The organism is Pigmentiphaga kullae (assembly GCF_004216695.1).
GTDB classification, from domain to species: domain Bacteria; phylum Pseudomonadota; class Gammaproteobacteria; order Burkholderiales; family Burkholderiaceae_B; genus Pigmentiphaga; species Pigmentiphaga kullae.
This window is the reverse complement of the sequence record NZ_SGXC01000003.1, coordinates 964732-989048: the sequence shown is the minus strand read 5'-3', so window position 1 is coordinate 989048 and position 24317 is coordinate 964732. Positions and strand designations below refer to the sequence as shown.

The window sequence follows — 24317 nt, the reverse complement described above, 5'->3', positions numbered from 1 at the left end:
GAAGTTCTTCAGGGGCCGCACGGCTGGACCGGACATGCGGCAAGGCCGCCGCATCGTAGCCGGCAGGCGTGACAACGGGATTACATCCGTTTCACCGCGCCGGCAGCTCCAGCGCCACGAATATCCTCGCTCCCCTGCGCTGCACCAGCAGCGCTGGCCGCCCCGTCCGCGTCCGTCACCGCTTCGGCCACTGCCGGGCCATAGGTCTTGACCAGCGCAGAGAAATCGGCGGCTGGCAGCCAGGTCGCTGTCGGCATGCCGGCACACGCCGACAGCGCCAGGACGGCGGCCAGCAGCGGTCCGGCAAGGCGAAGGCCGTCCCGCAGGCTAGCTCTTGGCCACAAAGCCCAGTTCCAGTTGCAGCACCATGGGCTGGCGCATGTCCTGCGGAGGCGGCTCGGACAACGGCTGCGCGGTCAGCAACGCGCGCAGGTCCTCATCCGCCTGGGGTTGACCGAGCGATGCGAACTCGAGCCGTTCGACCTTGCCTGCGCCATCCACCCAGACGCGCACGATGAGCGGCGGTGGCGGCGCGACTGGTCCTTCCTGCAGCATGCGTTCCTGCATCCAGGCATGCAGCCGCTGGACCGTCTCGCTGTCGGGATCGCTCAGCCAGGCCTGGAACTGGTTGCCGGTCATCTGCACGTAGCTGATCCAATGCTGCGGCACGGGCTGCGCGGGAACCTGGGCGGCGGCGGGATTGCCCGCCGCCGTGGACAACCCCACACCCAGGGCGCCGGCGGCGCGGACGATGCGCTGCCATGCGCGGGTGAACGGGCCGTCGCGCTGGGGCTGGGTGGATCGGGTCGAGGATGAAGTCTGTGCCATGGTTGAACATCGCGGAAAGATGAAGAAGCGGCATCAGCCGCACAGGATCCCGACGGCCAGCGTAGCGGCACGGACGGCCGGCGACTGGTTCGGAGCAGGCTGCGGCAGATCACTCTGGGAAAAGGAAACACCGTCGCCGCGCAGCACCGCGCTGCCGCTGGTTCCCGGCTTGACCCCCGAGACCAGCGCGGTGCATGCCGCCAAGGATGCCGCGCGATGGCGAGCCGCCATGCCCACGCGCCCCCGTCGTTGAAAAGTCAGCCGCACAAAGTGCCTCTGGGTGATTGCCGGAAGATGTCGGTCGTTCCGTTCCTTGCATCAAGACGGAAATCGGCCGGCAAAACCACCGGTTGTCACAAAAAATTCACGCGGCGCAGGGGGAGCGAAAGATCAGCGTTCCGCGCTCAGCAGGCGGCGCATGTAGCAGGCATCGGAGCCATAACCGTCGAGCAGGCCGGCATCCGTCGCTACCGGCTCGAACCCCAGCGCGACCCAGTAGGACCTGGCCGGCCCCAGCGATACCAGCGTCGCGCAGGCCAGACCGGACGTCCGCGCACAACGCAGGCCGGCGCTGACCAGGGCACGGCCCACGCCCTGGCCGGCGGCGGCGGGCGCCACCGCGCAATCGTGCACGAACCAGCTATGCGCCCCCGCGGGCAGGGCCCGCAGCGGGACATTGAGCTGCGGCGGCTCGCCCAGCGTCCAGGGATAGGACACCAGGTAGCCCAGCAGCCCGCCGTCGCCGCGCGCGATCCAGCAGGTGCGCGGCGACAGTTCGATGCGGTTCAGGAAAAAGCCCGCATCCTCGAGCAGATCGAGGCCGGCATAGGCCTGGGCCTGCACCACCAGCACGGCATCGACGTCGGCCGGCTGCATCGCCTCCACGGCGAAGCCGGCCGGCAAACGGGGAGAGACTGGCATCAGATCCCCTGCGCGTGCACCTTCTCCACAGGCGATTGCAGCTTGTTCAGCGCCGACAGATAGGCCTTGGCCGCCGCCACGACGATGTCGGGATCGGTGCCCACGCCATTGACGATGCGGCCGGAGCGGGACAGCCGCATGGTGACTTCGCCCTGCGACTCGGTGCCGGTGGTGATGGCGTTGACCGAAAACAGCAGCAGCTCGGCATCGCTGCGGACATGGCTTTCGATGGCGTGCACCGTGGCATCCACGGGCCCGTTGCCCTGCCCCTCGGCCACCACCTCCTTGCCGTTCTCCGAAAACACCACGCGGGCGTGCGGCCGTTCGCCCGTCTCGGAGCGCTGCGCCAGCGCGACGAACCGGTACGCGCCCTCGCCGGCCTCGCCCTGCTCGCCCGAGACCAGCGCGTGGATGTCTTCGTCGAAGATCTCGGACTTGCGGTCGGCCAGGTCCTTGAAGCGCGCGAAGGCCTCGTTCACCGCCTGCTCGGAATCGAGCTCGATGCCGAGTTCCTGCAAGCGCTGCTTGAACGCGTTGCGTCCCGACAGCTTGCCCAGCACGATCTTGTTGGCCGCCCAGCCGACGTCCTCGGCGCGCATGATCTCGTAGGTCTGGCGCGCCTTGAGCACGCCGTCCTGGTGGATGCCCGAGGCGTGCGCGAAGGCATTGGCGCCGACGATGGCCTTGTTCGGCTGCACGACGAAGCCCGTGATGCCCGACACCAGCCGCGAGGCCGGCATGATCTGCGTCGTGTCGATGCCCACGTCCAGGCCGAAGTAGTCCTTGCGGGTCTTCACCGCCATCACCACTTCTTCCAGCGAACAGTTGCCGGCACGCTCGCCCAGGGCGTTGATGGTGCACTCCACCTGGCGGGCGCCGCCTATCTTGATGCCGGCCAGCGAGTTGGCCACGGCCAGGCCCAGGTCGTCGTGGCAGTGGACCGACCAGACCGCCTTGTCGGAATTGGGAATGCGCTCGCGCAGGTTACGGATGAATTCGCCATATTGCTCGGGCACCGCGTAGCCGACGGTGTCGGCGACGTTGATGGTGGTGGCGCCTTCGGCGATCACCGCCTCCAGCACCCGGCACAGGAAATCCGGATCCGAGCGGCTGCCGTCCTCGGGCGAGAACTCGATGTTGTCCGTGTACTGGCGCGCGAAGCGCACCGCCAGCCGGGCCTGCTCGAAGACCTGGTCGGGCGTCATGCGCAGCTTCTTCTCCATGTGGAGCGCGCTGGTCGCGATGAAGGTGTGGATGCGCGCGCTGTTGGCGCCGCGCAGCGCCTCGCCCGCCCGCGAGATGTCGCGGTCGTTGGCGCGCGCCAGCGAACAGACGGTGGAATCCTTGATGGCCAGCGCGATGGCGCGGACCGATTCGAAATCGCCATTGCTGGCCGCGGCGAACCCCGCCTCGATGATGTCCACGCGCAGCTTCTCGAGCTGCTTGGCGATGCGGACCTTTTCCTCGTGCGTCATCGAGGCGCCGGGACTCTGCTCGCCGTCGCGCAGCGTGGTATCGAAAACGATCAGTTTGTCGCTCATGACTATCTCTCCTTCCAAGAGGGGATTTTACCCCCCCACAAAAAAGCGGCCCTGCTTCTCAAGCCGGGCCGCCTTTTTCCGCTTTTTTCCTCGGGAACGCCTGTCAGGACATGGAGGAAGGCCTTCTGCTCTTTTTCCATTTCATGCCCCACAGCACGTAGCCGGACAGGCCGTAGATCACGAACAGCGCGAACAGCACGATGGGAGGGTCGCTGGAGATGAAGACGAAAGCCAGCACGACCAGCAGGATGGTCCAGAACGGCACGCTGCGCCCCAGCGCGAAGGACTTGCCGCTGAAGAACGGCGCGTTCGACACCATGCTGACGCCCGCATAGACGGTCAGGCCGAAGGCCACCCAGGGCATCCACAGTTCGCGGATGGGCAGCTTGTTGTCGACCGCCAGCCAGACGAATCCCGCCACCAGCGCGGCGGCCGCGGGGCTGGGGAGCCCCTGGAAGAAGCGCTTGTCCACCACGCCGACGTTGATGTTGAAACGGGCCAGCCGCAATGCCGCGCCGGCCACGTAGATGAAGGCCGCCAGCCAGCCCCACCGCCCCAGGCCGGTCAGGATCCATTCATACATGACCAGGGCCGGCGCGACGCCGAACGAGGTCATGTCGGACAGCGAGTCGTACTGTTCGCCGAACGCCGATTGGGTATTGGTCAGGCGCGCGACGCGACCGTCCATGCCGTCGAGCACCATCGCGACGAAGATGGCGATGGCCGCCGCCTCGAAGCGGTCGTTCATGGCCTGCACGATGGCGTAGAAGCCGGCGAACAGGGCCGCCGTCGTGAATGCGTTGGGCAGCAGGTAGATGCCGCGGTGGCGATGCTCCAGATCTTTCACGACTGGGCTCCGCCGGAAGAGAGATGGTCGAGGTGCACCCACGTTGCAATGCCCCCCATGGGATAAGGAGAAAGAGTGGTTTTGAGCATGAGGTGAAGGTTAACCGATGCCGTGCCGGCAGGCCAATTTCCCGGAGCCGCCGCCGGAAGCGTGTGCCAAGACCAATTTCGACGAAAAAGCCCAAATGGTACATTTTCATCGCTCATTTCATAGACACATTGAAACTCCGTTTAATCCTGGATATCCCTGATTCTTCAGGCCATTTTCCGATTCCCTTTCTATTGACTTGCAAAACGCCGCGCTGCTAGATTGGTACAAAAATCAAAACCATAAATGTACCAATTGGAGACAGCATGCCCCACGTCGAATGGCAAGGCGGTACCGAGCACTGGACCACCAAGGGCGACATCCGCCTGTTCCTCTGGCAGAAACCGGCCGCCACGGACGTGCCGTTCGCCGGCACCATCCTTTTCGTACACGGTTCGTCCATGGCTTCGCAGCCCACCTTCGACCTGTCGGTTCCCGGCAGGCCGGACTCCTCCGTCATGGACTGGTTCGCCCGGCGGGGCTTCGACACCTGGTGCATGGACAACGAAGGCTACGGCCGTTCCGACAAGCACCGCCCGATCAATTTCGACATCGCCAACGGCGCCGACGACCTCGCCGCGGGATCGCAATACATCCTGGCGCACAACGGCGGCAGGCCGCTGTTCGTGTACGGCATCTCGTCGGGCGCGCTGAAGGCGGCGCTGTTCGCGCAGCGGCATCCCGAACGCGTCGCCCGCATCGCGCTCGATGCCTTCGTCTGGACCGGCGAAGGCAGCCCCACGCTTAAGGAGCGCGCCAAGAAGCTGCCCGAGTTCCTGGCCAGGACGCGCCGCCCCATCGATCGCGCCTTCGTCCACAGCATCTTCAACCGCGACCACCCAGGCACCGCCGACGACGCCACCGTCGAGGCCTTCGCCGACGCCATCCTGACCCTGGACGACTCCATGCCCACGGGCACCTACGTGGACATGTGCTCGAAACTGCCGCTGATCGACCCGCGGCGCCTGCGGGTACCGACCCTGGTCATGCGCGGCGAGTACGACGGCATCGCCAGCTTCGACGACCTGATGCGCTTCTTCGAACAGTTGCCCAACATGGACAAGCAGTTCACCGTCATGTCGGGCATCTCCCACGCCAGCTTCCAGCAGAAGAACTACCTGCGCGTCTATCACATCCTGCACGCTTTCCTCACGCTCCCTGAAGCCCGATACGGAGGTTGACTCCATGAAGCGCATCCACGGCATGGCATGGGCAGCGCCGCTGCTCGCATTTTCGCTGCACGCAGGGGCCGCCGAGACCTACCCGGAACGTCCGGTCAAGGTCATCGTTCCCTTCGAGCCCGGCGGTTTCACCGATGTCGTGGCGCGCGTCGTCACTCAACAGCTCAGCAGCGCGCTGGGCCAGTCCTTCATCGTCGAGAACAAGCCCGGCGCGGGGTCGACCATAGGCACGGACTTCGTGGCCAAGGCGGCTCCCGACGGCTACACCCTCGAGATCGTTTCGACCAACCACGTCACCAGCCACCGGCTGTACAAGAACCTGGATTACGACCCGATCAAGAGCTTCACGCCGATCGCCAAGCTGGCCGACAGCCCGTACGTGCTTTTCGTCAATACCAAGCTGCCTGTCCAATCGGTGCAGGAACTCATCGCGCTGTCCAGGTCGAACGGTGCCCACATCCGATACGCCTCATCCGGCAACGGCAGTACGCAGCACCTGATGGGGGCGCTGTTCCTGGCCAAGTCCGGGGCCAGGCTCGAACACGTTCCCTATCGCGGCAGCGGCGGCGCCATGAAGGACCTGGCGGCGGGTTTCGTGGAAACCAGCTTCGCCGCCGTGTCCAACGGGCTGCCGCACGTCAAGAGCGGCAAGATCAAAGCGCTGGGCGTCACCAGCACGCGCCGCAACGCCCAGTTGCCGGACGTGCCCAGCCTGGCGGAGGCTGGCGTCCCGGACTACGACGCGGTGGTATGGCTGGCGCTGCTGGGGCCGGCGGGGATGCCCAGGAACATCGTCTCGCGCCTGAACGAGGCGGTGCGCGCCGGACTGTCCAAGCCCGAGGCGCGCGAAGCCCTGGCCGGCGCGGGCGTGGACGTCGCGGTGTCCACGCCGGAGGAATTGGCGCAATACATGGCGCAGGAGAACACCATGTGGGGCGACGTCATCCGCGGCCTGGAGATACGGATCGATTGACGGCGCGGCTCGGGGCTAGGTGAACGCCGCCGCGTGGTCGCGCGCCCACTGCGCGAACGAGCGGGCCGGCCGGCCCGTCACCCGTTCGACCGCATCGGTGACCGCGGGCGCGGTCGCCACCGACTTCAGCGCATAGTCCAACAGGCGCTCGGCGACCTCGACCGGCGTGCCGGGCGGCCGCGCGGCCAGCGCCTGTTCGCGCGTCAGGGCCTCGAAGCGCAGCGGCTTGCCGATGGCGTCGGCAATCGCCTGGACCTGACCCGCCTGGGTGATCACGGCGGGGCCCGTCAGCGCATAGGCATGGCCCTCGTGGGCAGCATCGAGCAACGCCGCCACCGCCACCGCGGCCACGTCGTCCTCGTGGATGGGGTTGCGCTGCGCGTCGGGATACGCCGCTCGCACGACGCCTTCGCGGCGGATGGACCCGGCCCAGGCGCAGGCATTGGCAGCGAAGCTGTCCGGCCGCAGGAAGGTCCACCGCAGGCTCGCCTCGCGCACCGCAGCCTCGGCGGCGGCATGGCGCGCCGCGATCGGATTGATGCGCGGGTCGGCCTTCTGGGTGGCGGCCGAGGACAGCAGCACGACCCGCCGCACCCCGGCCTCGCGGGCCACTCGCGCGACCGACCGGGTGCCGGAGGCAGGCGTGAACAGGAACAGGCGGTCCACGCCCTTGAACGCCTGCTCCAGCCCTTCGGGCGCGGACAGGTCGCCCGCGCAGATTTCCACACCGGCGGGAAACCCAGCGACCGAGGGATCCCGCGCCAGGGCGCGCACGCGCTCGCCGGCCTGGACCAGGCGTCGCACCACGCACGCGCCGACGTTGCCGGTCGCGCCGGTTACCAGGATCATGGCGCGCTCAGCGGCACAGGACGGTACGCAGCGCGCGGCCGATGCCCGCGTTGTCCGCGCCGCGCCAGGCCACGACGCCGTCCGGACGCACCAGTACGGTCTGTCGCTCGCCCGCATGCAGCGGCACGGTGGACTTGACCGGATAGGCCTTCAGTTCGATGCCCAGTTCGCCAGCTGCCGCCCGGGCCGCCTCGGCTCCTCCCTGCACGGCCGTGAAGACCATGAACCACGGTCCCAGTAAATGACGCGGAGAGACCTTCCCGCCGTCAACGCCCTCCAGTTCGACATAAGGAACGCGCGCGCCCGGACGCCCCGAAGCCTGCGCGGGATGCTCGAAGCGCTGGTCCTCCGCCCCCGGTTCGGGTACCAGCGCGCCGTTGGGCGGGCAGACGTAGCCGAACAACAGCGTGGCATGGTCCAGCGGCGCGCCGATGCGTTCGGCCAGCGTATCGATGCGGCGGCGCTCGGCCAGGTTGGCGACCTGCCAGTTGCAGACCTCTTCCGCGTAGGGCTGGCGTTCGATCTCGTAGCTGTCCAGCAACGCGGGGCCGGCCTTGCCCTGGATGACCGCGGCCAGCTTCCAGCCCAGGTAGTAACCGTCCTGCACGGCGGTGTTGCCGCCCTGCCCGCCGGTGGGCGGCATCACGTGCGCGGCATCGCCGGTCAGCAGCACGCGGCCGGCGCGGAAGCGGTCGGCGATGCGGTGGCCGTAGTCGTAGCTGACGGTGCCGATGATCTCGAAATCCAGATCGGGAAGGCCGGTCATGATCTTGATGATCTCGCGCATGCCGGCCTCGTCGCGCCCGGGATCCGCGGACATGTTGGCGACCCATTCGTCCTTGTAGTCGGTGCTGACCAGCACGCCGGCGCCATCGGGCAGCGCGGGATTTTGCAGATAGTGGATAACCATGGCGTTGTCGCCGGCCCACTGGGCCAGGTCGGCCTTGAAGCGCACGGCGGTGACCGACTTGATGGCGCCCAGGCCGTGCGTGCCTATGCCCAGCCAGCCGGCGATGCTGCCGCGTATGCCGTCCGAGGCGATCACGTACCTGGCGCGCACCGCATAGGTCCGTTCGGCATCGAGATCGCACAGCGCCAGCTCCACGCCCTCGCCGTCCTGGGCCAGCGATTCGCAGCGGGTCTTGAAGCGCACCTGCGCCCCCAGTTCCAGCGCGCGGCGCAGCAGCGCCTCTTCGGCGCGCGCCTGGCTGGCCATGCCCGGGCGTTCAGGCGAAAACATGGAGAAGTCGGGACGATGCGCGACGTGGTCGTAGAGCACCTTGCCGGTCAGGCTTTCCGACACCACCGAGGTGATCGCCGGCTTGCCCGGCGGCATGGCCTTGTGGATGGCCTCGGCCAGCCCGGCCGTACGCAGCGCCTCCATGGTGACCGGGTTGGCGCCGCGCGCCTTCGGCAGGACGGAAGTTCCTTCGCGGCGCTCGACCACCAGCGCCTTGACGCCGTTCATGCCGAGGAAGACCGCGCTGGAGAGACCGGCCAGGCCGGCGCCGACGATCACGACGTCGATGTGTTCTGTACTCACGATGGACTCTTTTGAAAGGATGGGACGTGAAGAAAATGGTGACGATCAGAGAGAGGCGCCCTTCTCCCAGAACACCACGCGGCCGCGCAGCTTGACGATGATCCGGTCGCTGACGAATCCGATCGCGCCCAGCGTGGCGACCACCGCGAACGCCGACGCGGTATCGAAATACGAGGCCGAGCGCGCGATCAGGTAGCCCAGCCCCTGCGAATCGCCGATGAACTCGGTCACCGTCATCACGATCAGCATGATCGGCACCGCCACGCGCAGGCCGGTGAACACGAAGGGCAGCGCGCTGGGCACGATCACGTCGGCCAGCAGCCGCCAGCGACCGGCGCCGGTATTGCGCGCCAGCCACTCCATCTTCGGCGCGACGGCGCGGGCGCCGGCGTAGCAGTGCACGAAGATCGGAAAGAAGCACTCCAGCGCCACCTGGGCGATGCGCGAGCCCGCGCCCAGTCCCAGCAGCAGGATGATGACCGGGTACAGCGCCAGCTTGGGCACCGGGTAGCCGAAGGTGACGAACGGCCCCAGCGCGGCATCCACCACCCAGCTGCGCGCGGCCACGAAGCCCAGCAGGCCGGCCACCAGGAACGAGATCGCCAGCCCGGCGAAGCCGCGCGTCAGCGTGATGGCGGCGTGCTCAAGCAGTTCGCCGTCCTCCAGTAGCTGCATGAAACTCTGGCCGATGACCTCCAGGCCCGGCGTCAGGCGCGTGCCGTTGATCGTCGCGTAGAGCTGCCAGGCGCCCAGCACCGCGGCCAGGCCCAGCACCTTGAGCACGGGACTCGAGAGCAGGATCGCCGACACGCGGCTTGCAAACGCCCCCGGTACGGCTCCGGCAGCCGGGCGTGCCGCGCGGATGTCGATATCAGCCATGGCCGCCCCCTCCCGCATGGCGGCCACCGCCCAGGGCACGCGCCACCAGTTGCAGCACGGCGTTCGAGGCCACGCCGCACAGCGCGACCGCGACGATGCCCGCATACATGGCGCCGTACTCGCCGTCGCGGTACGCCGCCATCAGGCCCGCGCCCAGGCCGTTGGAATGCCCGACCACCTCGGTGGCGACCATCAGGACGAAGGAGATCATCAGGCTGATGCGCACGCCCACCAGCGCGCGCGGCATGGCCGCGGGCACCACCACCTGGAAGAAGGTGCGCAGCTTCGAGGCGCCGACGTTGCGCGCCACCCAGAGCAGCCGGGCGTTGATGCCCAGCGCGCCGTTCATCGCGTTCAGGTAGGACGGATAGAAGGCGCTGATGGCGATCACGAGGATGCGCGACGTGTCGGTAAAACCCAGCAGCACCGCGATGGCCGGAAACAGCGCGATCTTGGGAATGGGATGGGTGAACGACTGGGTGAGGTCGAACAGATCGCGGAACACCCGCGAGACGCCGGCCAGCAGGCCAAGCATGACGCCGATGGCGCTGCCGATGAAAAAACCGCTCAGGGCGCGGTAGAGGCTCGGCCCGGTCTGCGCGGCAAGGTCGCCGCTGCGGGCCAGTTCGAAGAACGCCTTGGCGATCTCGATAGGCCCGTAGATGTACGCGGGCAGGACGCCCGCCATCGCCAGCGCTTCCCACGCAGCCAGGACGAATACCGTGAACAGGCTCGATATCAGCCAGGTCTGTTCGCGCGAGCCCCCCAGGACGGATTGCCTGCGCATCAACTGCGCGGCCATGCTGCCCGACGTGCTCATCGTCCGGCCTCCGCCATCGCGGGCGCACTCCTGGCCGACTCGCGGCGCAGCACATCCCACAGATGCGAGCGGTATTCGAGGATGCGCGGATCGGACTTGGTTTCCGACGAACGCGGGCGCTCCAGCTCGATGGCGCGGTCCTCGACCACGCGGCCGGGCGAGGCTCCCATCACGACCACCCGGTCGCCCAGGAAAATGGCCTCGTTGATGTCGTGCGTGATGAAGACCACCGTCAGGCCCGAAGCCTGCCACAGCCGGGTCAGCTCTTCCTGCATGACCTCGCGCGTCTGCGCGTCGAGCGCGCCGAAAGGTTCGTCCATCAGCAGCACGCTGGGCTCCATCGCCAGCGTCCGGGCCAGCGCCGCGCGCTGGCGCATGCCCCCGGACAGTTCGCCGGGATAGGCGTTGCCGAAGCGCGCCAGGCCGACCCTGGCCAACAGTTCGTCGGCCCGCGCATGCGCCTGGCGCCTGGGCGTGCCGGCCACCAGCAGCGGCCAGGCCACGTTGGCCCGCACCGTGCGCCACGGGAACAGCATGGCCTCCTGGAAGACCATGCCGCGATCACGGCCAGGACCGGTAATGGGCCGGCCCTCGATCTCGACGCTGCCCTCGGTCGGAAACTCGAAGCCCCCCAGCATGTGCAGCAAGGTCGTCTTGCCGCAGCCGCTGGGGCCCAATATGGTCAGGAACTCGCCCTTGCGGACGGCCAGGTCCACCGCGCTCAGCGCGTTGACGACGTGCTTGCCGCGACGAAACGTCTTCGTCACCCTTTTGACTTCTAACAAGAGAACTCCTCGACACGAAAACCCCCGCATGCCCCCGAATCCGACCCAGGGCACAGCGGATCTGGCTTTGCCAGTCCGCCAGTGCCGCCCCCTTCGAGGGGGCCCGCGCAGCGGGTAGGGGGTGGGTCTACCTGGGGGCCTATTGCTTCATCAATGAATAACCCGGCATCACCAACTTGGCGGCGGGCTGAACCATGGCCGGCGGCAGGAAGCGGGAGGTCGCCATGTCCTTCATCGTGGCGTCGAACTCGGCCAGCGAAACCGAGCCGTCGGGACTGCGTCCGCCGTCGGCACCGGCCTTGGCCGAAAACGGCGTCACGTACTTGGCGGCGATCAGCTTCGGATAGGCCGCGTCCGGGTTGGCCGACCAGTTGGCCAGGGCCTGCTGGTAATCCTTGCGCCATGCGCAATAGGCCTGGGGATGAGCCTTGATGAACTTGGGCGAGAAGAAGATCAGCAGGCTGGGCTGGCTGGCGCCGCCGGTGGCCTGGAACGGCGTCATGATGGTTTCCACGCCGCCCGTGGACTTCGCCTTGAACAGGAACTGGCGGGCCAGCCAGGCCACGTCGATCTGGCCGTTGCGCAGGGCCTGCTCCTGCGCGGGCGGCGGCAGCGACACGAACGAGACGTCATTCGGCTTCATGCCGGCGCGCCGCAGCGCGCTCTTGACCCAGTATTCACTGATGGTATTCGGCCCGTAGTAGCCGACCTTCTTGCCCTTGAAATCCTTGATGTCGCGGATGCCGCCGCTGGACAGCGATGCGAACGCGCCTTCGTTGTCGGCCTCGTTGACCTGGACCAGCGAGGCGACCGCCCGCGCGTCGATGCCCACGTGCACCGCCGTCACCAGCGAGGGAAAGCTGATCGTGCCGGCGTCGATCTGACCGGCCTGGAAGGCCGTCATGCGGTCCGTGGACGTGAACTCCGTGACCTGCATGGTGTAGAACTTGCCGTTGCCGGGATAACTGGCCTGGTCCGCCCACAGCAGCGCCAACGGCTCCTCGCCGCCGCCGGTCGTGCCGTAGCGGATGGCGACCGGCGAGGACTTGGCCACGGACAGGTCCACCGCCGCGCAGGCGTCGCCTTCGGCGGCGAGCGCGGGCAACGCACCGGCCGACAGCGCCAGGATCAACGCTCCTCGCGCGGCGGTGATCGATAAAGGAAAAGCACCAAGGGATAAAGCCGGCATCGCAGGGCTCCTGGATCGAATGGAACGCAACAGGAGGCATTCTGCGATTTTTTATTTGATATAGTCAAACATAAAAGCGCTGGAGTTTTCCCTAACAGCACCTGCGGCCAGCCCTATGAATTCCGTTATTTCCCTTTAAATCAAGGACTTTACGAAACACAGCAAACCCTTAAGCCCCCCCACAATTAAATGAATAAGTCACACTTCAAGGGATGAACCGCTAGTCCACCAGCTGTCGGGCCCGGGCAATGAAGCCATCCAGGCGGGCATAGACGACGGCAAGCTCGCTTTCCGGCAAGTCCCCGACCACATGCCGATTGCGGGCCGCCGCCGCGTCCGCCAGGCGCCGGCGCATCTCCTCGCCTTCCCCGGTCAGCGTCAGCACGGTCTCTCGGCTGTCTTCCTCGCTGCGCCGGCGTTCGACGAATCCGCGCTCGACCAACCCGGACACCGTCCGGCTCATCTGCCCGGCATCCAGCATCGCGTGGTAGGCCAGCTCGCCAATGGAGACCGGCTCGAACGCCCCCAGCAGCGTGACCGCCAGCCATTCGACCTGCGAAAGCCCGTACTCCGCCTTGGCGAACTGCACCGCGCTGCGGGTCAGCACCCGGCTGAGCGCATTGACGCGCGGCGCCAGCAGACCGAAGCGATGGAACGAAAACTCCTTGAGATGGGACACGCCGCGGCCGCCGGTCGCCGGCTCAGCTCCGGACGCCTCGGCGCGCAGCCACAGGAACTCGCGCACCTCGTCGGGGGTCGGCCGACGCCCCGCCAGCGTGGGCAGCAGCCTTTCGTAATAACGCAGGCGGACCGCATGATCCCGGCGCGCCCCACCCTGAGCCGCCACCAGGCTGCGCCCGGCGAAACGCCCGAAGCGCCGCATCTCGCGCACCAGGAATTCCGCGATCCGCAGCAACTCGGGCTCATGGACCGCGTCGAAACCGGCAAACCGCAGCTCCGCGGCCCTGCGCGCTCCCCGCCCGCGCCGCTGCGCGCCTTCGCCGCCCAGCACCCGTGCCCGCTGGGCCTCGGAAAAATCCTCGAATGCGGACTCGAACACTTCCCACATTTCGAGCACCGATAGTACGAAACGGGCATCGTCCGGCGATGCCGACGAGGACACCGGACTGTACAGCCCGCCCATCTCCAGATCAGCGGCCCAGTGGTTGCCGGTGGCGAACCCCCGGCATACGGCATCCACCCGCTCCGCCGGCGCACCCAGGTGGCGGAACAGGTCGCCCATGAAGGCCATCAGGGTCTTCTCGCCGTCGCTGAAACGGGGACCGCCGGCAGACGCGCCCGCCAGGCCGCGCTCGATCAGCGCCCGGACCGCCTGCGCCCGCGATGCGCCCGCCATGTGCGCGTCGCGCCAGGCGTCGATGGCGGCCTCGGACGACTCGTCCAGGCGCATTTCGAATCGTTCGGTCTTGGCCATGCCGACTACCTCCGTAATTTGTACGGCATTCTACCGTATTTCTTACGGTAGCCGGCCCGACCGGAGCTCAGGCGGCGTCGATGCGCACCTTGCCCGACCGCACGAGCTCGGACACAGCCTTGACCTCGGCCAGCAGGCTTTTTTCAAGGTCCGCGGGCGCGCCGCCCACGGGAATGAAACCCTGCTCGATCAGTTTGCCGCGTACCTCCGCATCGGTCAGCGCTTGGTTGATCGCCCGGTTCAGGCCGCCTATCGCCGCCGCCGCGGTACCCGCCGCGACATACGTGCCGAAGGCGATCTCGGCCACGAAGTCCGGGATACCCGCCTCGGCCACGGTAGGCACGTCGGGCAGGCGATCCATCCGGTCGGCGCTGGTCACCGCCAGCGCGCGCAGGCGGCCGGACTTCACGTGCTGCTCGGCCGCCGCCACCGTCGCGAACACCAGCTGGATCTGGCCGCCCAGCAGGTCGGTCATCATGGGCCCCGTGCCGCGATACGGCACGTGCAGGATGTCGATGCCGGCCTGGGAACGGAAACGCTCCGTCGCCAGGTGCTGCGGCGTGGCGTTGCCGGGCGAACCGAAGGTCAGCGTGCCGGGCCTGCTCTTGGCCAACTGCACGAACTCGCCCAGCGTCTTCGCCGGCACGCCGGGATTGACCGCGACGAGATAAGGCGAACGCGCGATCATGCACACCGGCGAGAGCTCCGCGCCGATCTGCGACAGTGGGCGGCTGTAGTAGCGCACGGACGGCACCAGCCCCGAGAACAGCAGCGTATTGCCGTCGCGGTCGGACTTGGCCACGTACTCGGCGCCGACGATGCCACTGGCCCCGGGCTTGTTCTCGACCACGACCGGGCGCCCCAGCAGTTTTTCCAGCCGGTAGCCGATGGCCCGCCCTAGCACGTCCGTGCCGCCTCCGGGCGGGAACGGCACCACCACGTGCAGCGGGACGTTGCCGCCCGCGCCTTGCGCGTGCCCCTTCCCCAGGTAGGCCGAGGACGCCAGCGCGGCCATCGCGCCCAGCATGTGTCTGCGTTGCATGTCTTGTCTCCTTGCTTGGTATGGTGCGGGCCGCTCAGGCAGCCCGGCGCGTACCGCCGGGCCCCAGGAAGTCCCTGAGCGCCGCCGCGGCAGCCGTCACGCCCTCGACGGGCAACATGTGCTTCTGTCCCGGCACGATCCGCAGCGCGGCATGTGGAATGGACCGTGCCAATTCCTCGGCCATGCGGGGCGTGGACCCGGTGTCCTGGTCACCCGTCAATACCAGGACCGGACAGCGGATCTGCGGCGCCGCCTCGGGCAGAACGCCATCCACGCCGGCGAAGATGCGATACGCCGCCAGGAAATCCTCGCGCCGGTTGGCCAGCAGACGCCGCCGGATCGCGTCGACACGATTCGGCTCCGCCTCGATGAAGGCACGCGAGAACCAGCGTTCGACGGATGCCTGCGCGCCCGCCAGCGCGTCCCCGCCTTCGGCCTGCGCCAACCGCGTCCGCACCGCGTGGCGCTCGGCCTCGGTGCGGCGAAACACGGTGCTCATCAGCACCAGCTTCCCCACGTCGCCGGGATGGCGGGCGGCGAAACGTCCCGCCACCAGCCCGCCCATCGAATATCCCACCACGCAGGGCCGGCGCAAGCCCTCCGCGCGCAACACCTCGCCTAATTGCGCCACGTACCGGTCCAGATCGATCTCGCCGGCCAGCAAAGGCGTGTCGCCGTGCCCCAGCATGTCATAGCGGATCAGCTCGAACTCGCCGCCCAGCGCCTGGACCAGCTCATCCCACATGCCCAGGTCCAGGCCCACGCCGTGGATCAGCACGACGGACGCGCCCGAACCGCTGCGGACCACGCGGGCCGGCCAGGTCACGAAGCCTCCTTCCCGGCCGCATCCAGCCCCATCTCGCGCATGTCCTGGTAACGGTCGCCGATCCGGTGATGCGGCCGGCCACCCACGCTGGCGCCCAGCGCGACGACGACCTCGTCCGCCGCCGGCGCGTCGGCGATGGTCGCCTGTACCGTCAGGTAATGAGACCGCATCCCCTCATCGTTCTTGTGCATCATCGGCACGACGATGGGACACCCCATCGCGCCGCGCGAGTTGGTGAAGCTCAGGTAACTCGTGCCGCCCACCGCGTTCCGGTACTTGTTCCCGAACCGCAGCGTATGGATCAGCGCCGAGGCGTGCTCGACCTCGCCATCGGCGCCGACCACGGCGGCCTTGCCATAGCCTTCCACGCGATCGCCGGATCCCGTGTGCTTCAGGATTTCCCCGACCAGCAGATCGCCCAGCGGAGGCGCGATGCGCAGGATCTCCGGCCGCAGGTCCTCGGTGAATGGCTCTCCCGCCCACGGATTCTTCAGGACCGCGGCGCTCAGCACCATCAGCAGGGGCCGTCCGGCCTGCCTGCCCCCTTCCACCCGCGTTTCCTCGACGTACGAAACGACCTTGCGCACTTCCAGCGTCATGCGACCTCCTTCTTGTCCTGGGGGACATGGTCGCCACGGCTCCAGATTTTGCCAAGCCAAATTTGTGGAAATAAAATTCGGAAAACCTAAATTTCCGGGACCCGGCGTGGACCCCTTCAAAATCCAGCACCTGCGGCAGTTCGTGGCCGCGATCGACAGCGGCAGTTTCCTGGCGGCGGCCCAGGCCACCTTCCGCTCCCAGGCCGCTGTCTCCGCCGCCATGGACGATCTCCAGCGCCAGGTGGGCGCTCCCCTGTTCGAACCGGGCAAGCGGGCCCGCCCCACGCCGCTCGGCTGGAGCCTGCTGCCCCTGTTCCGCGAACTGCTGGCGATACACGACCGCGTCCGGCTGGAAGCCAACGAACTGGCTCAGGCGCGCCACGGCTCGGTGTCGCTGGCGGTCATGCCCTCGCTGGCGGACGAATGGCTGCCCGACATCCTGGACCGCTATACCCGCCAGTTCCCCCAGGTCCGGCTGCGCGCCATCGACATGCCCTCGCAGGCCGTGCGCCAACTGGTCCTGAGTGGCGAAGTCGACATCGGCATCGCCGGCCTCCTGGCCGACGAACCCCGGCTGGATTTCCTGCCCATCGCGCGCGATGAATTCGGCATCATCTGCCCGCCTTCGCATCGCCTGGCCGGACGGCGCAAGCCCGTGGACTGGAACGAACTCCAGGGCGAACGCCTGATCGCCAACGCCACCTTCGAAGCCCTGCGCCACCCCGACATCCCGCCCTGGGTAGCCGCGCCCGACATGACCGTCACCAACCGGACCTCGCTCATCGCCAGCGTCCGCTCGGGCCTGGGCATCACCATCCTCCCCACCCTTGCCCGCCCGGCACGCCGCCACAAACTGGCCTTCGTCCGCCTGCACCGCCCGGTCATCGCCCGCACCGTCGGCCTGGTCACCCGCCCCGGCCAAAGCCTCTCCCCCGCCGCCCGCCACATGCACGACCTGCTGGTCGACCTGATGCGCGAACTAGCCACCGACAAAGGCGGCCAACTGCTCCCCTGACCGGCAAACTGAACGCCCCAAAAGAAAAAGCCCCCACGAACATCCGTGGAGGCTCCAAACCCAGGGCACAGTGGATCCGGCTCCGCCGGTCCACCAGTGCCGCCCCCTGGGGGGCGCGCGTCAGCGCGTAGGGGGGGTTCTAGTTCTTGCTCTGATCGACCAGCTTGTTCTTGCGGATCCAGGGCATCATGTCGCGCAGCTTGCCGCCAACCACCTCGATGTCGTGCTCGGCGTTCAAGCGACGGCGCGACTTCAGCGTCGGGGCGCCGGCCATGTTCTCCAGCAGGAAGCTCTTGGCATATTCGCCGGTCTGGATGTCCTTCAGGACGGCGCGCATGGCGTTCTTGGTGTCCTCGTTCACGATGCGCGGACCGGTGACGTATTCGCCGTATTCCGCGTTGTTCGAGATCGAGTAGTTCATGTTCGCGATGCCGCCTTCGTAGATCAGGTCGACGATCAGCTTGAGCTCGTGCAGGCACTCGAAGTAGGCCATCTCGGGCGCGTAGCCGGCTTCCACCAGCGTCTCGAAGCCGGCCTTGATCAATTCGACGGTACCGCCGCACAGCACGGCTTGCTCGCCGAACAGGTCGGTTTCGGTTTCTTCGCGGAAGTTGGTCTCGATGATGCCGGCACGGCCGCCGCCGTTGGCCATGGCATACGACAGGGCGATGTCGCGGGCGGCGCCGGACTTGTCCTGGTGCACGGCCACCAGGTGGGGCACGCCGCCGCCCTGGGTGTACGTGCCGCGCACGGTATGGCCGGGGGCCTTGGGAGCGACCATGATGACGTCGATGTCTTCACGGGGCACGACGGCGCCGTAGTGGACGTTGAAGCCGTGGGCGAAGGCCAGCACGGCGCCCTTCTTCATGTTGGGGCCGACGTTCTCGGCGTAGACCTTGGCGATGTTCTCGTCGGGCAGCAGGATCATGACGACGTCGGCGTCCTTCACCGCGTCGTTCACTTCCTTGACCGTCAGGCCGGCATTGGCAGCCTTGTCCCACGAAGCGCCGCCCTTGCGCAGGCCGACCACGACCTTGACGCCGGAGTCGTTCAGGTTCTGGGCATGGGCATGGCCTTGCGAACCGTAGCCGATGATGGCGACGGTCTTGCCCTTGATCAGCGACAGATCACAATCTTTATCGTAGAAAACCTTCATGGATGCTCTCCAAGATTCAATTCAGAATCAGTTCAAATTCAATCAAAACACTTACCACCCCCACCTCAGCCCCTCGGGTGCCCCCGAGAGACCAAGGGCACAGCGGATCCGGCTCTGCCGGTCCGCCAGTGCCGCCCCCTGGGGGGCGCGCGTCAGCGCGTAGGGGGGGACTACAAATCAGGGGGTTAAATCTTCAATACCCGCTCGCCACGGCCCACGCCGCAGCTGCCGGTGCGCACCGTTTCAAGAATGCTGGCACGATCCAGCGCCTCGATGAAGGCGTCCAGCTTTCCCTTGTCGCCGGTCAATTCGACGGTGTAGCTCTTGTCGGTCACGTCGACGATATGGCCGCGGAAAATATCGACCATCCGCTTCATTTCCTCGCGTTCCTTGCCCACCGCGCGAACCTTGATCAGCATCAGTTCGCGTTCGATGTGCGGCGCCTCGGTCAGGTCCACCACCTTGACCACCTCGACCAGGCGGTTCAGGTGCTTGGTGATCTGCTCGATGACGTCGTCGGAGCCCGAGGTGACGATGGTCATGCGCGAAAGCGTGGCATCCTCGGTGGGGGCGACGGTCAGGGTCTCGATGTTGTAGCCGCGGGCCGAGAAAAGTCCGACCACCCGGGAAAGTGCGCCGGCTTCGTTCTCCAGGAGCACGGATATGGCATGTCTCATGTGCGCTCCTTAAAGGTCTTCGGAACCGAGCAGCATCTCGGTCAGGCCCTTGCCGGCCTTCACCATGGGCCACACGTTTTCCGTGCGGTCCGTGATGATGTCCAGGAACACCAGGCGTTTCTTGTGCGTGGTGAAGGCTTCGCGCAGCGCGCCCTCGACGTCGCGCGGGCTTTCGATGCGCATGCCGACGTGGCCGTAGGCCTCGACCAGCTTGACGAAGTCAGGCAGCGAGTCCATGTACGACTCGGCATAGCGCGAACCGTAGTCGATCTGCTGCCACTGGCGCACCATGCCCAGGTACCGGTTGTTCAGGCACAGGATCTTGGGGCTGAGATGGTACTGCTGGCAGGTCGACAGCTCCTGGATGTTCATCTGGATCGAGCCTTCGCCGGTGATGACGGCGATGTCGGCATCCGGATGCAGCATCTGCACGCCCATGGCGTACGGCAGGCCCACGCCCATCGTGCCCAGGCCACCGGAATTGACCCAGCGGCGCGGCTTGTTGAAGCGGTAGTACTGCGCGGCCCACATCTGGTGCTGGCCCACGTCCGAGGTCACGAAGGCTTCGCCGCGGGTGATCTCGCACAGCTTCTCGATCACGAACTGCGGCTTGATGACTTCGCTGGAGGACTTGTACTTCAGGCACTCGCGCTCGCGCCAGGCGCCGATCTGCTTCCACCATCCGGCGATCTGCTCGGGATTGCGCCTGGTTTCCTTGAGCGAGGCCTCGACCTGCGCCAGGAAGTCCAGCAGCACGTCCTTGACGTCGCCAACGATGGGCACGTCGACCTTCACGCGCTTGGAGATCGAAGACGGATCGATGTCGATGTGGACGATCTTGCGGGCGTTCTGCGCGAAATGCTTGGGATTGCCGATGACGCGGTCGTCGAAGCGGGCGCCGATGGCCACCAGCACGTCGCAGTGCTGCATCGCCATGTTGGCTTCGTAGGTGCCGTGCATGCCGGGCATGCCCACGAAGCGGCGGTCGTCCGCCGGGAACGCGCCCAGGCCCATCAGCGTGTTGGTGCAGGGCATGTCCAGCATCTGCACGAGCTTGGTCAGCTCGGGCGCGGCGTCGGACAGGATCACGCCGCCGCCGGTGTAGATCATGGGGCGCTCGGCCTGCAGCAGCAGCTGGACCGCCTTCTTGATCTGGCCCTGGTGTCCCTTCACGACGGGCGAGTAGGAACGCATCTTGATCTCGCCCGTGGGCGGGGTGTATTTCCCGCGAGCGATCGTGATGTCCTTGGGAATGTCGACCAGCACGGGGCCGGGACGGCCGGTGCGGGCGATGTAGAAGGCCTTGCGGATGACGTCCGCGAGGTCCTTGACGTCCTTGACCAGGAAGTTGTGCTTGACGCACGGCCGGGTGATGCCGACCGTGTCGGCTTCCTGGAAGGCATCCTGGCCGATGGCCGAGGTGGGCACCTGGCCGGTCAGCACCACCATGGGAATCGAGTCCATGTAGGCAGTGGCGATGCCGGTGACCGCGTTGGTCACGCCGGGACCGCTGGTGACCAGCGCCACGCCGACGCGGTTGGAGACGCGCGAATACGCGTCCGCGGCGTGCACGGCTGCCTGCTCGTGACGCACCAGGATGTGCTTGAATCTGTCTTGCTTGAAGATCTCGTCGTAGATGTACAAGACCGAGCCGCCCGGATAGCCGAACACATGTTCGACCCCTTCGTCGGCCAGGGCGCGCACGACGATCTCTGCGCCTGTGAGTTCCATTGGATTTTCGTCCATTCAAGTTCGCGCTGACGCCCCGGGCGGTACTGCCATCGGCAGGGAAACCAAACCTGCGCGGGCACCGGCAACATGCGGCGACGCTTCACGGTTCACGGAACCGTTCCACTCGCCCACCTTGCCGACCTCGCGCACGTTCACCGGAACGAGCACTGAAGGTTGAAACGGAAGGCCGGGACCGGACTGCCTTCGCCCTGAAGCAAAGGCCGCCACGACGCTTTTGGCGCGGGCCAGGCTTGGTTGACTGCACTGCATGGCGCGCAGGGGTGCCTGGCGCCAGATGAAGCTCTCTGCCGTTGGCTTTTGTAACGCTTTCGGCGAGCCCGCTAGGCTATCAGGAATGTTGCGGTGCGGTCAAGGCTCACCGCAGCGACTGGGACTTTCCCCCGGGTCGCCGCCGCGGGCGGGCGAAGCCGGCCGCGCTCGGGTTATCGTAGCGCCCCATGAACGACACCCCTTCCGCCTCCCCCGCCCCCCAGGCCGCGCCGGGCCGCTGGCGCCGGTTCGCCTGCATGATGTACGAAGCCATCCTGCTGTTCGGGGTGGTGTTCGTGGCCGACTACCTGTTCGACACCCTGACCCAGAGCCGGCACGCGCTCATGCTGCGGCACGAGCGCCAGGCGTGGCTGTTCTGCGTCATCGGCGTCTATTTCGTGCTCTGCTGGCGGCTGGGCGGACAGACCCTGCCGATGAAGACCTGGCACATCCGCCTGATCGACGCCGACGGCGGCCGCCCGCCGGTCTGGAAGGCCGTGCTGCGCTACGTCCTTGCCTGGCCCTTCACGCTGACCGGGCTGGGTTTCGTCTGGACCTTCTTCGACCGCGACCGCCAGTTCCCGCACGACCGCATCGTCGGCACCCGCCTCGTCTCCACCCGTTGACCCATCCCTCACCAGGCGCCGCAAATCCGGCGCCTGATGTTGCATTTTTCCCGAAATCCCCTGCCGGCCAGTCGATGTTCAGCTTTCTGTAAGCCGACGACGCCTATCTTCCCTGGTCATCGAAGAATGCGAATCATTCTTCGTTAGAGTTTCATCTCATTTCATCGAGGGTGGGGGCCAGGCACCCCGCCCCGCATTCATTACGGGCCTCGCGCCCAGCTTTGGGGGATTTCACGGTGACACCTACGAACCAGTTCAGATTCAATACCTTGGCGGCCGCCATCAGCGCGCTCACGTTCGTGCCGGCCGTCCAGGCCCAGACGCAGAACACCACCTCGGCCGACGCGCCCCGCACCAGCGGCCAGCTCGCGCCCATCACGGTGCGCGGCGAAGCCGAATCGGCGTACAAGGCCGACCAATCGGCCTCGCAGAAATTCACCGCGCCGCTGCTGGACACGCCCAAGAGCGTCACCGTCATCCCCCAGGAAATCATCGAGAACACGGCGTCCACCACCCTGACCGAAGCGCTGCGCCTGACACCCGGCATATCGTTCGGGGCCGGCGAAGGCGGCAACCCGCTGGGCGACCGGCCTTTCATCCGTGGCTACGACGCGCAATCGAGCACGTACGTCGACGGCATGCGCGATATCGGCGCCGTGACGCGTGAAGTCTTCAACCTCGAACAGATCGAAGTCATCAAGGGCCCGGACGGCGCCTACGGCGGCCGCGGCGGCGCGGGCGGCAGCATCAACCTGATCACCAAGACGCCCAAGGCCGAGAAGTTCACCAATGCGACGCTGGGCCTGGGCACGGACAACTACAAGCGCGCCACGGTCGACGGCAACTGGCTGCTGGGCGACAACATGGCCTTCCGCCTGAACGCGATGGCGCACGATGCCGACGTGGCGGGCCGCAACGGCGTGGACGTGTCCCGCTGGGGTATCGCCCCCTCGTTCACCTGGGGCCTGAATACGCCCACCCGCGTCACCCTCAGCTATTCGCACATCCAGACCGACGATACGCCGGACTCCGGCATCCCGTTCATGTACGGCAACAAGGTTCCGGCCGGCGTGACGGCGATCCGCCCCGTCACCGTCAACATGGACAATTTCTACGGCCTGAAAAGCGACTTCTACAAGACCCGCTCGGACGTCGCCACCGCCCGCGTCGAGCACGACATCAGCAGCAACCTCACGGTGCGCAATACGCTGCGCTACACGTCCGTGGACCAGCGCTATGTGTGGACCAACCCCGATGACAGCCAGGGCAACGTGAACGACGGCCGCGTCTGGCGCAACGCGAAATCCCGCACCGGAGGCGTGCACACCATCGCCAACCAGACCGAACTGTTCGGCAAGGCCAACCTGGGCGGCTACGAGCACAGCTTCAACACCGGCATCGAGATCTCGCGCGAGAAATCGGATACCGGTTCGTACACCGTGGCACGCACGCTGCCCGGCGGCACCGGCGCCACGACTTGCGCGGCAGGCGTCGGCGCGCCGTCCGGCTACAACTGCACCGACCTCTACAACCCCAATCCCAACGATCCGTGGAACGGCTCGACGGTCGAAGGCGAGCGCAACAACCACTTCAAGGCCACCACCTTCTCGGTCTACGGCTTCGACACCATCAAGCTGAGCGAGAAGTGGCTGACCAACCTCGGCGCGCGCGTGGACAACTACAAGACCGGCCTGGTCAGCCCGACCGCCGACGTGGGCCGCAGCGACACGCTGTTCAACTACCAGCTCGGCCTGATCTACAAGCCGGCCAGGAACGGCAGCGTCTACGTGTCGTACGGCACGTCGTCGACGCCTGCGAACTCCACCCTGGGCCAGGGCTCGGAATCCCAGGGCATCGTCCCGGGGCGTGGCGGCGTGGGCGTCAACGCCAAGGACATGGCTCCGGAAAAGAACCGTTCGCTGGAAGTCGGCACCAAGTGGAACGTGCTGGACAACCGCCTGGCGCTGTCCGGGGCGATCTTCCGTATCGACACCACGAACGCCCGCGTAACCCAGCCCGACGGCACCTACGCCATGGCCGGCAACCGCCGCATCAACGGCTTCGAAGTCGGCGCCTCGGGCAGCATCACCAAGGCCTGGCAAGTGTTCGGCGGCTACACGTTCCTGGACAGCGAAGTCCGCGACCTGGGCCGTGACACCGCGGCCGCCAGCGGCCAGGCGTTCCCCAACACGCCCAAGCACACGGCCACGCTGTGGACCACGTATGCCATCAACAGCGACTTCTCGATCGGCGGCGGCGTGTTCATCTCCAGCAAGCAGTACGGTTCGAACGCGGCGGTGCGCCGTTACATCCCCGGCTACACCCGCTTCGACGCGATGGCGGCCTATCGGATCAACCGCAACGTCAGCCTGCAGTTGAACCTGATGAACCTGACCGACAAGCGCTACTTCACCACGACCTACTCGACGCACTACGCGTCGGTCGGCGCCGGCCGCGCCGCGATCCTGAACCTCAATCTGAAGTATTGAAGGGAAGC

23 protein-coding genes are annotated in these 24317 nt (G+C 66.8%); 5 read left to right on the top strand and 18 right to left on the bottom strand.

The window, feature by feature from the left end:
- Window positions 1-327 precede the first annotated feature (327 nt).
- From EV675_RS27495 to pssA, 5 genes are all read right to left on the bottom strand, one after another.
- Complete coding sequence (locus EV675_RS27495) at window positions 328-828, bottom strand: YbaB/EbfC family DNA-binding protein (protein ID WP_242621615.1); 501 nt, start codon at window positions 826-828, stop codon at window positions 328-330.
- Between the two features lie 33 nt (window positions 829-861).
- Window positions 862-1059, bottom strand: coding sequence for a hypothetical protein (locus EV675_RS27490; protein WP_130361802.1), 198 nt, complete (start codon window positions 1057-1059; stop codon window positions 862-864).
- A gap of 159 nt (window positions 1060-1218) precedes the next feature.
- Window positions 1219-1749, bottom strand: a complete 531-nt coding sequence (locus EV675_RS27485; protein WP_130361801.1) for a GNAT family N-acetyltransferase — start codon at window positions 1747-1749, stop codon at window positions 1219-1221.
- Window positions 1749-3290, bottom strand: coding sequence for a 2-isopropylmalate synthase (locus tag EV675_RS27480; protein ID WP_130361800.1), 1542 nt, complete (start codon window positions 3288-3290; stop codon window positions 1749-1751). Before EV675_RS27480 ends, EV675_RS27485 begins: the two co-directional genes overlap by 1 nt.
- Window positions 3291-3393: 103 nt before the next feature.
- Complete coding sequence (gene pssA / locus EV675_RS27475) at window positions 3394-4179, bottom strand: CDP-diacylglycerol--serine O-phosphatidyltransferase (protein WP_165404798.1); 786 nt, start codon at window positions 4177-4179, stop codon at window positions 3394-3396.
- A gap of 311 nt (window positions 4180-4490) precedes the next feature.
- Between pssA and EV675_RS27470 the strand changes: the two genes are divergently transcribed.
- Both EV675_RS27470 and EV675_RS27465 read left to right on the top strand, forming a co-directional pair.
- Entirely contained in the window at window positions 4491-5405 is a 915-nt protein-coding gene (locus EV675_RS27470; protein ID WP_130361798.1) for an alpha/beta hydrolase, read from the top strand.
- A gap of 4 nt (window positions 5406-5409) precedes the next feature.
- Window positions 5410-6378, top strand: coding sequence for a Bug family tripartite tricarboxylate transporter substrate binding protein (locus tag EV675_RS27465; RefSeq protein ID WP_130361797.1), 969 nt, complete (start codon window positions 5410-5412; stop codon window positions 6376-6378).
- 15 nt (window positions 6379-6393) lie between these two features.
- On the opposite strand, the gene EV675_RS27460 is transcribed toward EV675_RS27465, so the two are convergent.
- From EV675_RS27460 to EV675_RS27415, 10 genes are all read right to left on the bottom strand, one after another.
- Window positions 6394-7227 (bottom strand): NAD(P)H-binding protein, encoded by an 834-nt coding sequence (locus EV675_RS27460; RefSeq protein ID WP_130361796.1) that lies wholly within the window; start codon window positions 7225-7227, stop codon window positions 6394-6396.
- 7 nt (window positions 7228-7234) lie between these two features.
- A complete protein-coding gene (locus EV675_RS27455; protein ID WP_165404797.1) occupies window positions 7235-8770 on the bottom strand; it encodes an FAD-dependent monooxygenase in 1536 nt (511 codons plus the stop codon).
- A gap of 45 nt (window positions 8771-8815) precedes the next feature.
- Window positions 8816-9649, bottom strand: coding sequence for an ABC transporter permease (locus tag EV675_RS27450; protein WP_165404796.1), 834 nt, complete (start codon window positions 9647-9649; stop codon window positions 8816-8818).
- Entirely contained in the window at window positions 9642-10469 is an 828-nt protein-coding gene (locus EV675_RS27445) for an ABC transporter permease (RefSeq protein ID WP_130361793.1), read from the bottom strand. Before EV675_RS27445 ends, EV675_RS27450 begins: the two co-directional genes overlap by 8 nt.
- The gene (locus tag EV675_RS27440) at window positions 10466-11236 is read right to left on the bottom strand and encodes an ABC transporter ATP-binding protein (RefSeq protein ID WP_242621614.1); all 771 of its coding nucleotides are present in this window, start codon (window positions 11234-11236) and stop codon (window positions 10466-10468) included. Before EV675_RS27440 ends, EV675_RS27445 begins: the two co-directional genes overlap by 4 nt.
- Window positions 11237-11393: 157 nt before the next feature.
- Window positions 11394-12443 (bottom strand): ABC transporter substrate-binding protein, encoded by a 1050-nt coding sequence (locus EV675_RS27435; RefSeq protein WP_130361791.1) that lies wholly within the window; start codon window positions 12441-12443, stop codon window positions 11394-11396.
- Window positions 12444-12663: 220 nt separating this feature from the next.
- Window positions 12664-13878 carry a MarR family transcriptional regulator gene (locus EV675_RS27430; protein ID WP_130361790.1) on the bottom strand — a complete coding sequence of 405 codons (1215 nt, stop codon included), beginning with the start codon at window positions 13876-13878 and terminating at the stop codon, window positions 12664-12666.
- Window positions 13879-13945: 67 nt separating this feature from the next.
- Window positions 13946-14920 carry a Bug family tripartite tricarboxylate transporter substrate binding protein gene (locus EV675_RS27425; protein ID WP_130361789.1) on the bottom strand — a complete coding sequence of 325 codons (975 nt, stop codon included), beginning with the start codon at window positions 14918-14920 and terminating at the stop codon, window positions 13946-13948.
- A 34-nt stretch (window positions 14921-14954) separates the two neighbouring features.
- Window positions 14955-15746 (bottom strand): alpha/beta fold hydrolase, encoded by a 792-nt coding sequence (locus tag EV675_RS27420; protein ID WP_130361788.1) that lies wholly within the window; start codon window positions 15744-15746, stop codon window positions 14955-14957.
- Window positions 15743-16345, bottom strand: coding sequence for an amino acid synthesis family protein (locus EV675_RS27415; protein ID WP_130361787.1), 603 nt, complete (start codon window positions 16343-16345; stop codon window positions 15743-15745). Before EV675_RS27415 ends, EV675_RS27420 begins: the two co-directional genes overlap by 4 nt.
- Before the next feature lie 106 nt (window positions 16346-16451).
- Here EV675_RS27415 and EV675_RS27410 point away from each other — a divergent pair, with 106 nt between their 5' ends.
- On the top strand, window positions 16452-17360 hold the full coding sequence (locus EV675_RS27410; RefSeq protein ID WP_242621613.1) for a LysR family transcriptional regulator: 909 nt from the start codon (window positions 16452-16454) through the stop codon (window positions 17358-17360).
- A 139-nt stretch (window positions 17361-17499) separates the two neighbouring features.
- Here the strand turns inward: EV675_RS27410 and ilvC are convergent, their stop codons facing one another.
- The 3 genes from ilvC to EV675_RS27395 form a co-directional block, all read right to left on the bottom strand.
- Window positions 17500-18516: a ketol-acid reductoisomerase gene (gene ilvC, locus EV675_RS27405; protein WP_130361785.1), complete on the bottom strand. Its 1017-nt coding sequence runs from the start codon at window positions 18514-18516 to the stop codon at window positions 17500-17502.
- A 185-nt stretch (window positions 18517-18701) separates the two neighbouring features.
- Window positions 18702-19193, bottom strand: a complete 492-nt coding sequence (gene ilvN, locus EV675_RS27400) for an acetolactate synthase small subunit (RefSeq protein WP_087841377.1) — start codon at window positions 19191-19193, stop codon at window positions 18702-18704.
- A gap of 9 nt (window positions 19194-19202) precedes the next feature.
- The gene (locus EV675_RS27395; RefSeq protein WP_130361784.1) at window positions 19203-20924 is read right to left on the bottom strand and encodes an acetolactate synthase 3 catalytic subunit; all 1722 of its coding nucleotides are present in this window, start codon (window positions 20922-20924) and stop codon (window positions 19203-19205) included.
- Between the two features lie 458 nt (window positions 20925-21382).
- Between EV675_RS27395 and EV675_RS27390 the strand changes: the two genes are divergently transcribed.
- Together EV675_RS27390 and EV675_RS27385 are read left to right on the top strand one after the other, a co-directional pair.
- A complete protein-coding gene (locus tag EV675_RS27390) occupies window positions 21383-21820 on the top strand; it encodes an RDD family protein (RefSeq protein ID WP_130361783.1) in 438 nt (145 codons plus the stop codon).
- Window positions 21821-22056: 236 nt separating this feature from the next.
- On the top strand, window positions 22057-24309 hold the full coding sequence (locus EV675_RS27385; RefSeq protein ID WP_165404795.1) for a TonB-dependent receptor: 2253 nt from the start codon (window positions 22057-22059) through the stop codon (window positions 24307-24309).
- Window positions 24310-24317: the final 8 nt, after the last annotated feature.

What these genes read in the sequence shown, in the direction of transcription:
- EV675_RS27495 (WP_242621615.1), bottom strand. Translation starts at nt 828, where the DNA reads ATGGCACAGACTTCATCCTCGACCCGATCCACCCAGCCCCAGCGCGAC.
- EV675_RS27490 (WP_130361802.1), bottom strand. Translation starts at nt 1,059, where the DNA reads ATGGCGGCTCGCCATCGCGCGGCATCCTTGGCGGCATGCACCGCGCTG.
- EV675_RS27485 (WP_130361801.1), bottom strand. Translation starts at nt 1,749, where the DNA reads ATGCCAGTCTCTCCCCGTTTGCCGGCCGGCTTCGCCGTGGAGGCGATG.
- EV675_RS27480 (WP_130361800.1), bottom strand. Translation starts at nt 3,290, where the DNA reads ATGAGCGACAAACTGATCGTTTTCGATACCACGCTGCGCGACGGCGAG.
- EV675_RS27470 (WP_130361798.1), top strand. Translation starts at nt 4,491, where the DNA reads ATGCCCCACGTCGAATGGCAAGGCGGTACCGAGCACTGGACCACCAAG.
- EV675_RS27465 (WP_130361797.1), top strand. Translation starts at nt 5,410, where the DNA reads ATGAAGCGCATCCACGGCATGGCATGGGCAGCGCCGCTGCTCGCATTT.
- EV675_RS27460 (WP_130361796.1), bottom strand. Translation starts at nt 7,227, where the DNA reads ATGATCCTGGTAACCGGCGCGACCGGCAACGTCGGCGCGTGCGTGGTG.
- EV675_RS27450 (WP_165404796.1), bottom strand. Translation starts at nt 9,649, where the DNA reads ATGGCTGATATCGACATCCGCGCGGCACGCCCGGCTGCCGGAGCCGTA.
- EV675_RS27445 (WP_130361793.1), bottom strand. Translation starts at nt 10,469, where the DNA reads ATGAGCACGTCGGGCAGCATGGCCGCGCAGTTGATGCGCAGGCAATCC.
- EV675_RS27435 (WP_130361791.1), bottom strand. Translation starts at nt 12,443, where the DNA reads ATGCCGGCTTTATCCCTTGGTGCTTTTCCTTTATCGATCACCGCCGCG.
- EV675_RS27430 (WP_130361790.1), bottom strand. Translation starts at nt 13,878, where the DNA reads ATGGCCAAGACCGAACGATTCGAAATGCGCCTGGACGAGTCGTCCGAG.
- EV675_RS27425 (WP_130361789.1), bottom strand. Translation starts at nt 14,920, where the DNA reads ATGCAACGCAGACACATGCTGGGCGCGATGGCCGCGCTGGCGTCCTCG.
- EV675_RS27415 (WP_130361787.1), bottom strand. Translation starts at nt 16,345, where the DNA reads ATGACGCTGGAAGTGCGCAAGGTCGTTTCGTACGTCGAGGAAACGCGG.
- ilvC (WP_130361785.1), bottom strand. Translation starts at nt 18,516, where the DNA reads ATGAAGGTTTTCTACGATAAAGATTGTGATCTGTCGCTGATCAAGGGC.
- ilvN (WP_087841377.1), bottom strand. Translation starts at nt 19,193, where the DNA reads ATGAGACATGCCATATCCGTGCTCCTGGAGAACGAAGCCGGCGCACTT.
- EV675_RS27395 (WP_130361784.1), bottom strand. Translation starts at nt 20,924, where the DNA reads ATGGAACTCACAGGCGCAGAGATCGTCGTGCGCGCCCTGGCCGACGAA.
- EV675_RS27390 (WP_130361783.1), top strand. Translation starts at nt 21,383, where the DNA reads ATGAACGACACCCCTTCCGCCTCCCCCGCCCCCCAGGCCGCGCCGGGC.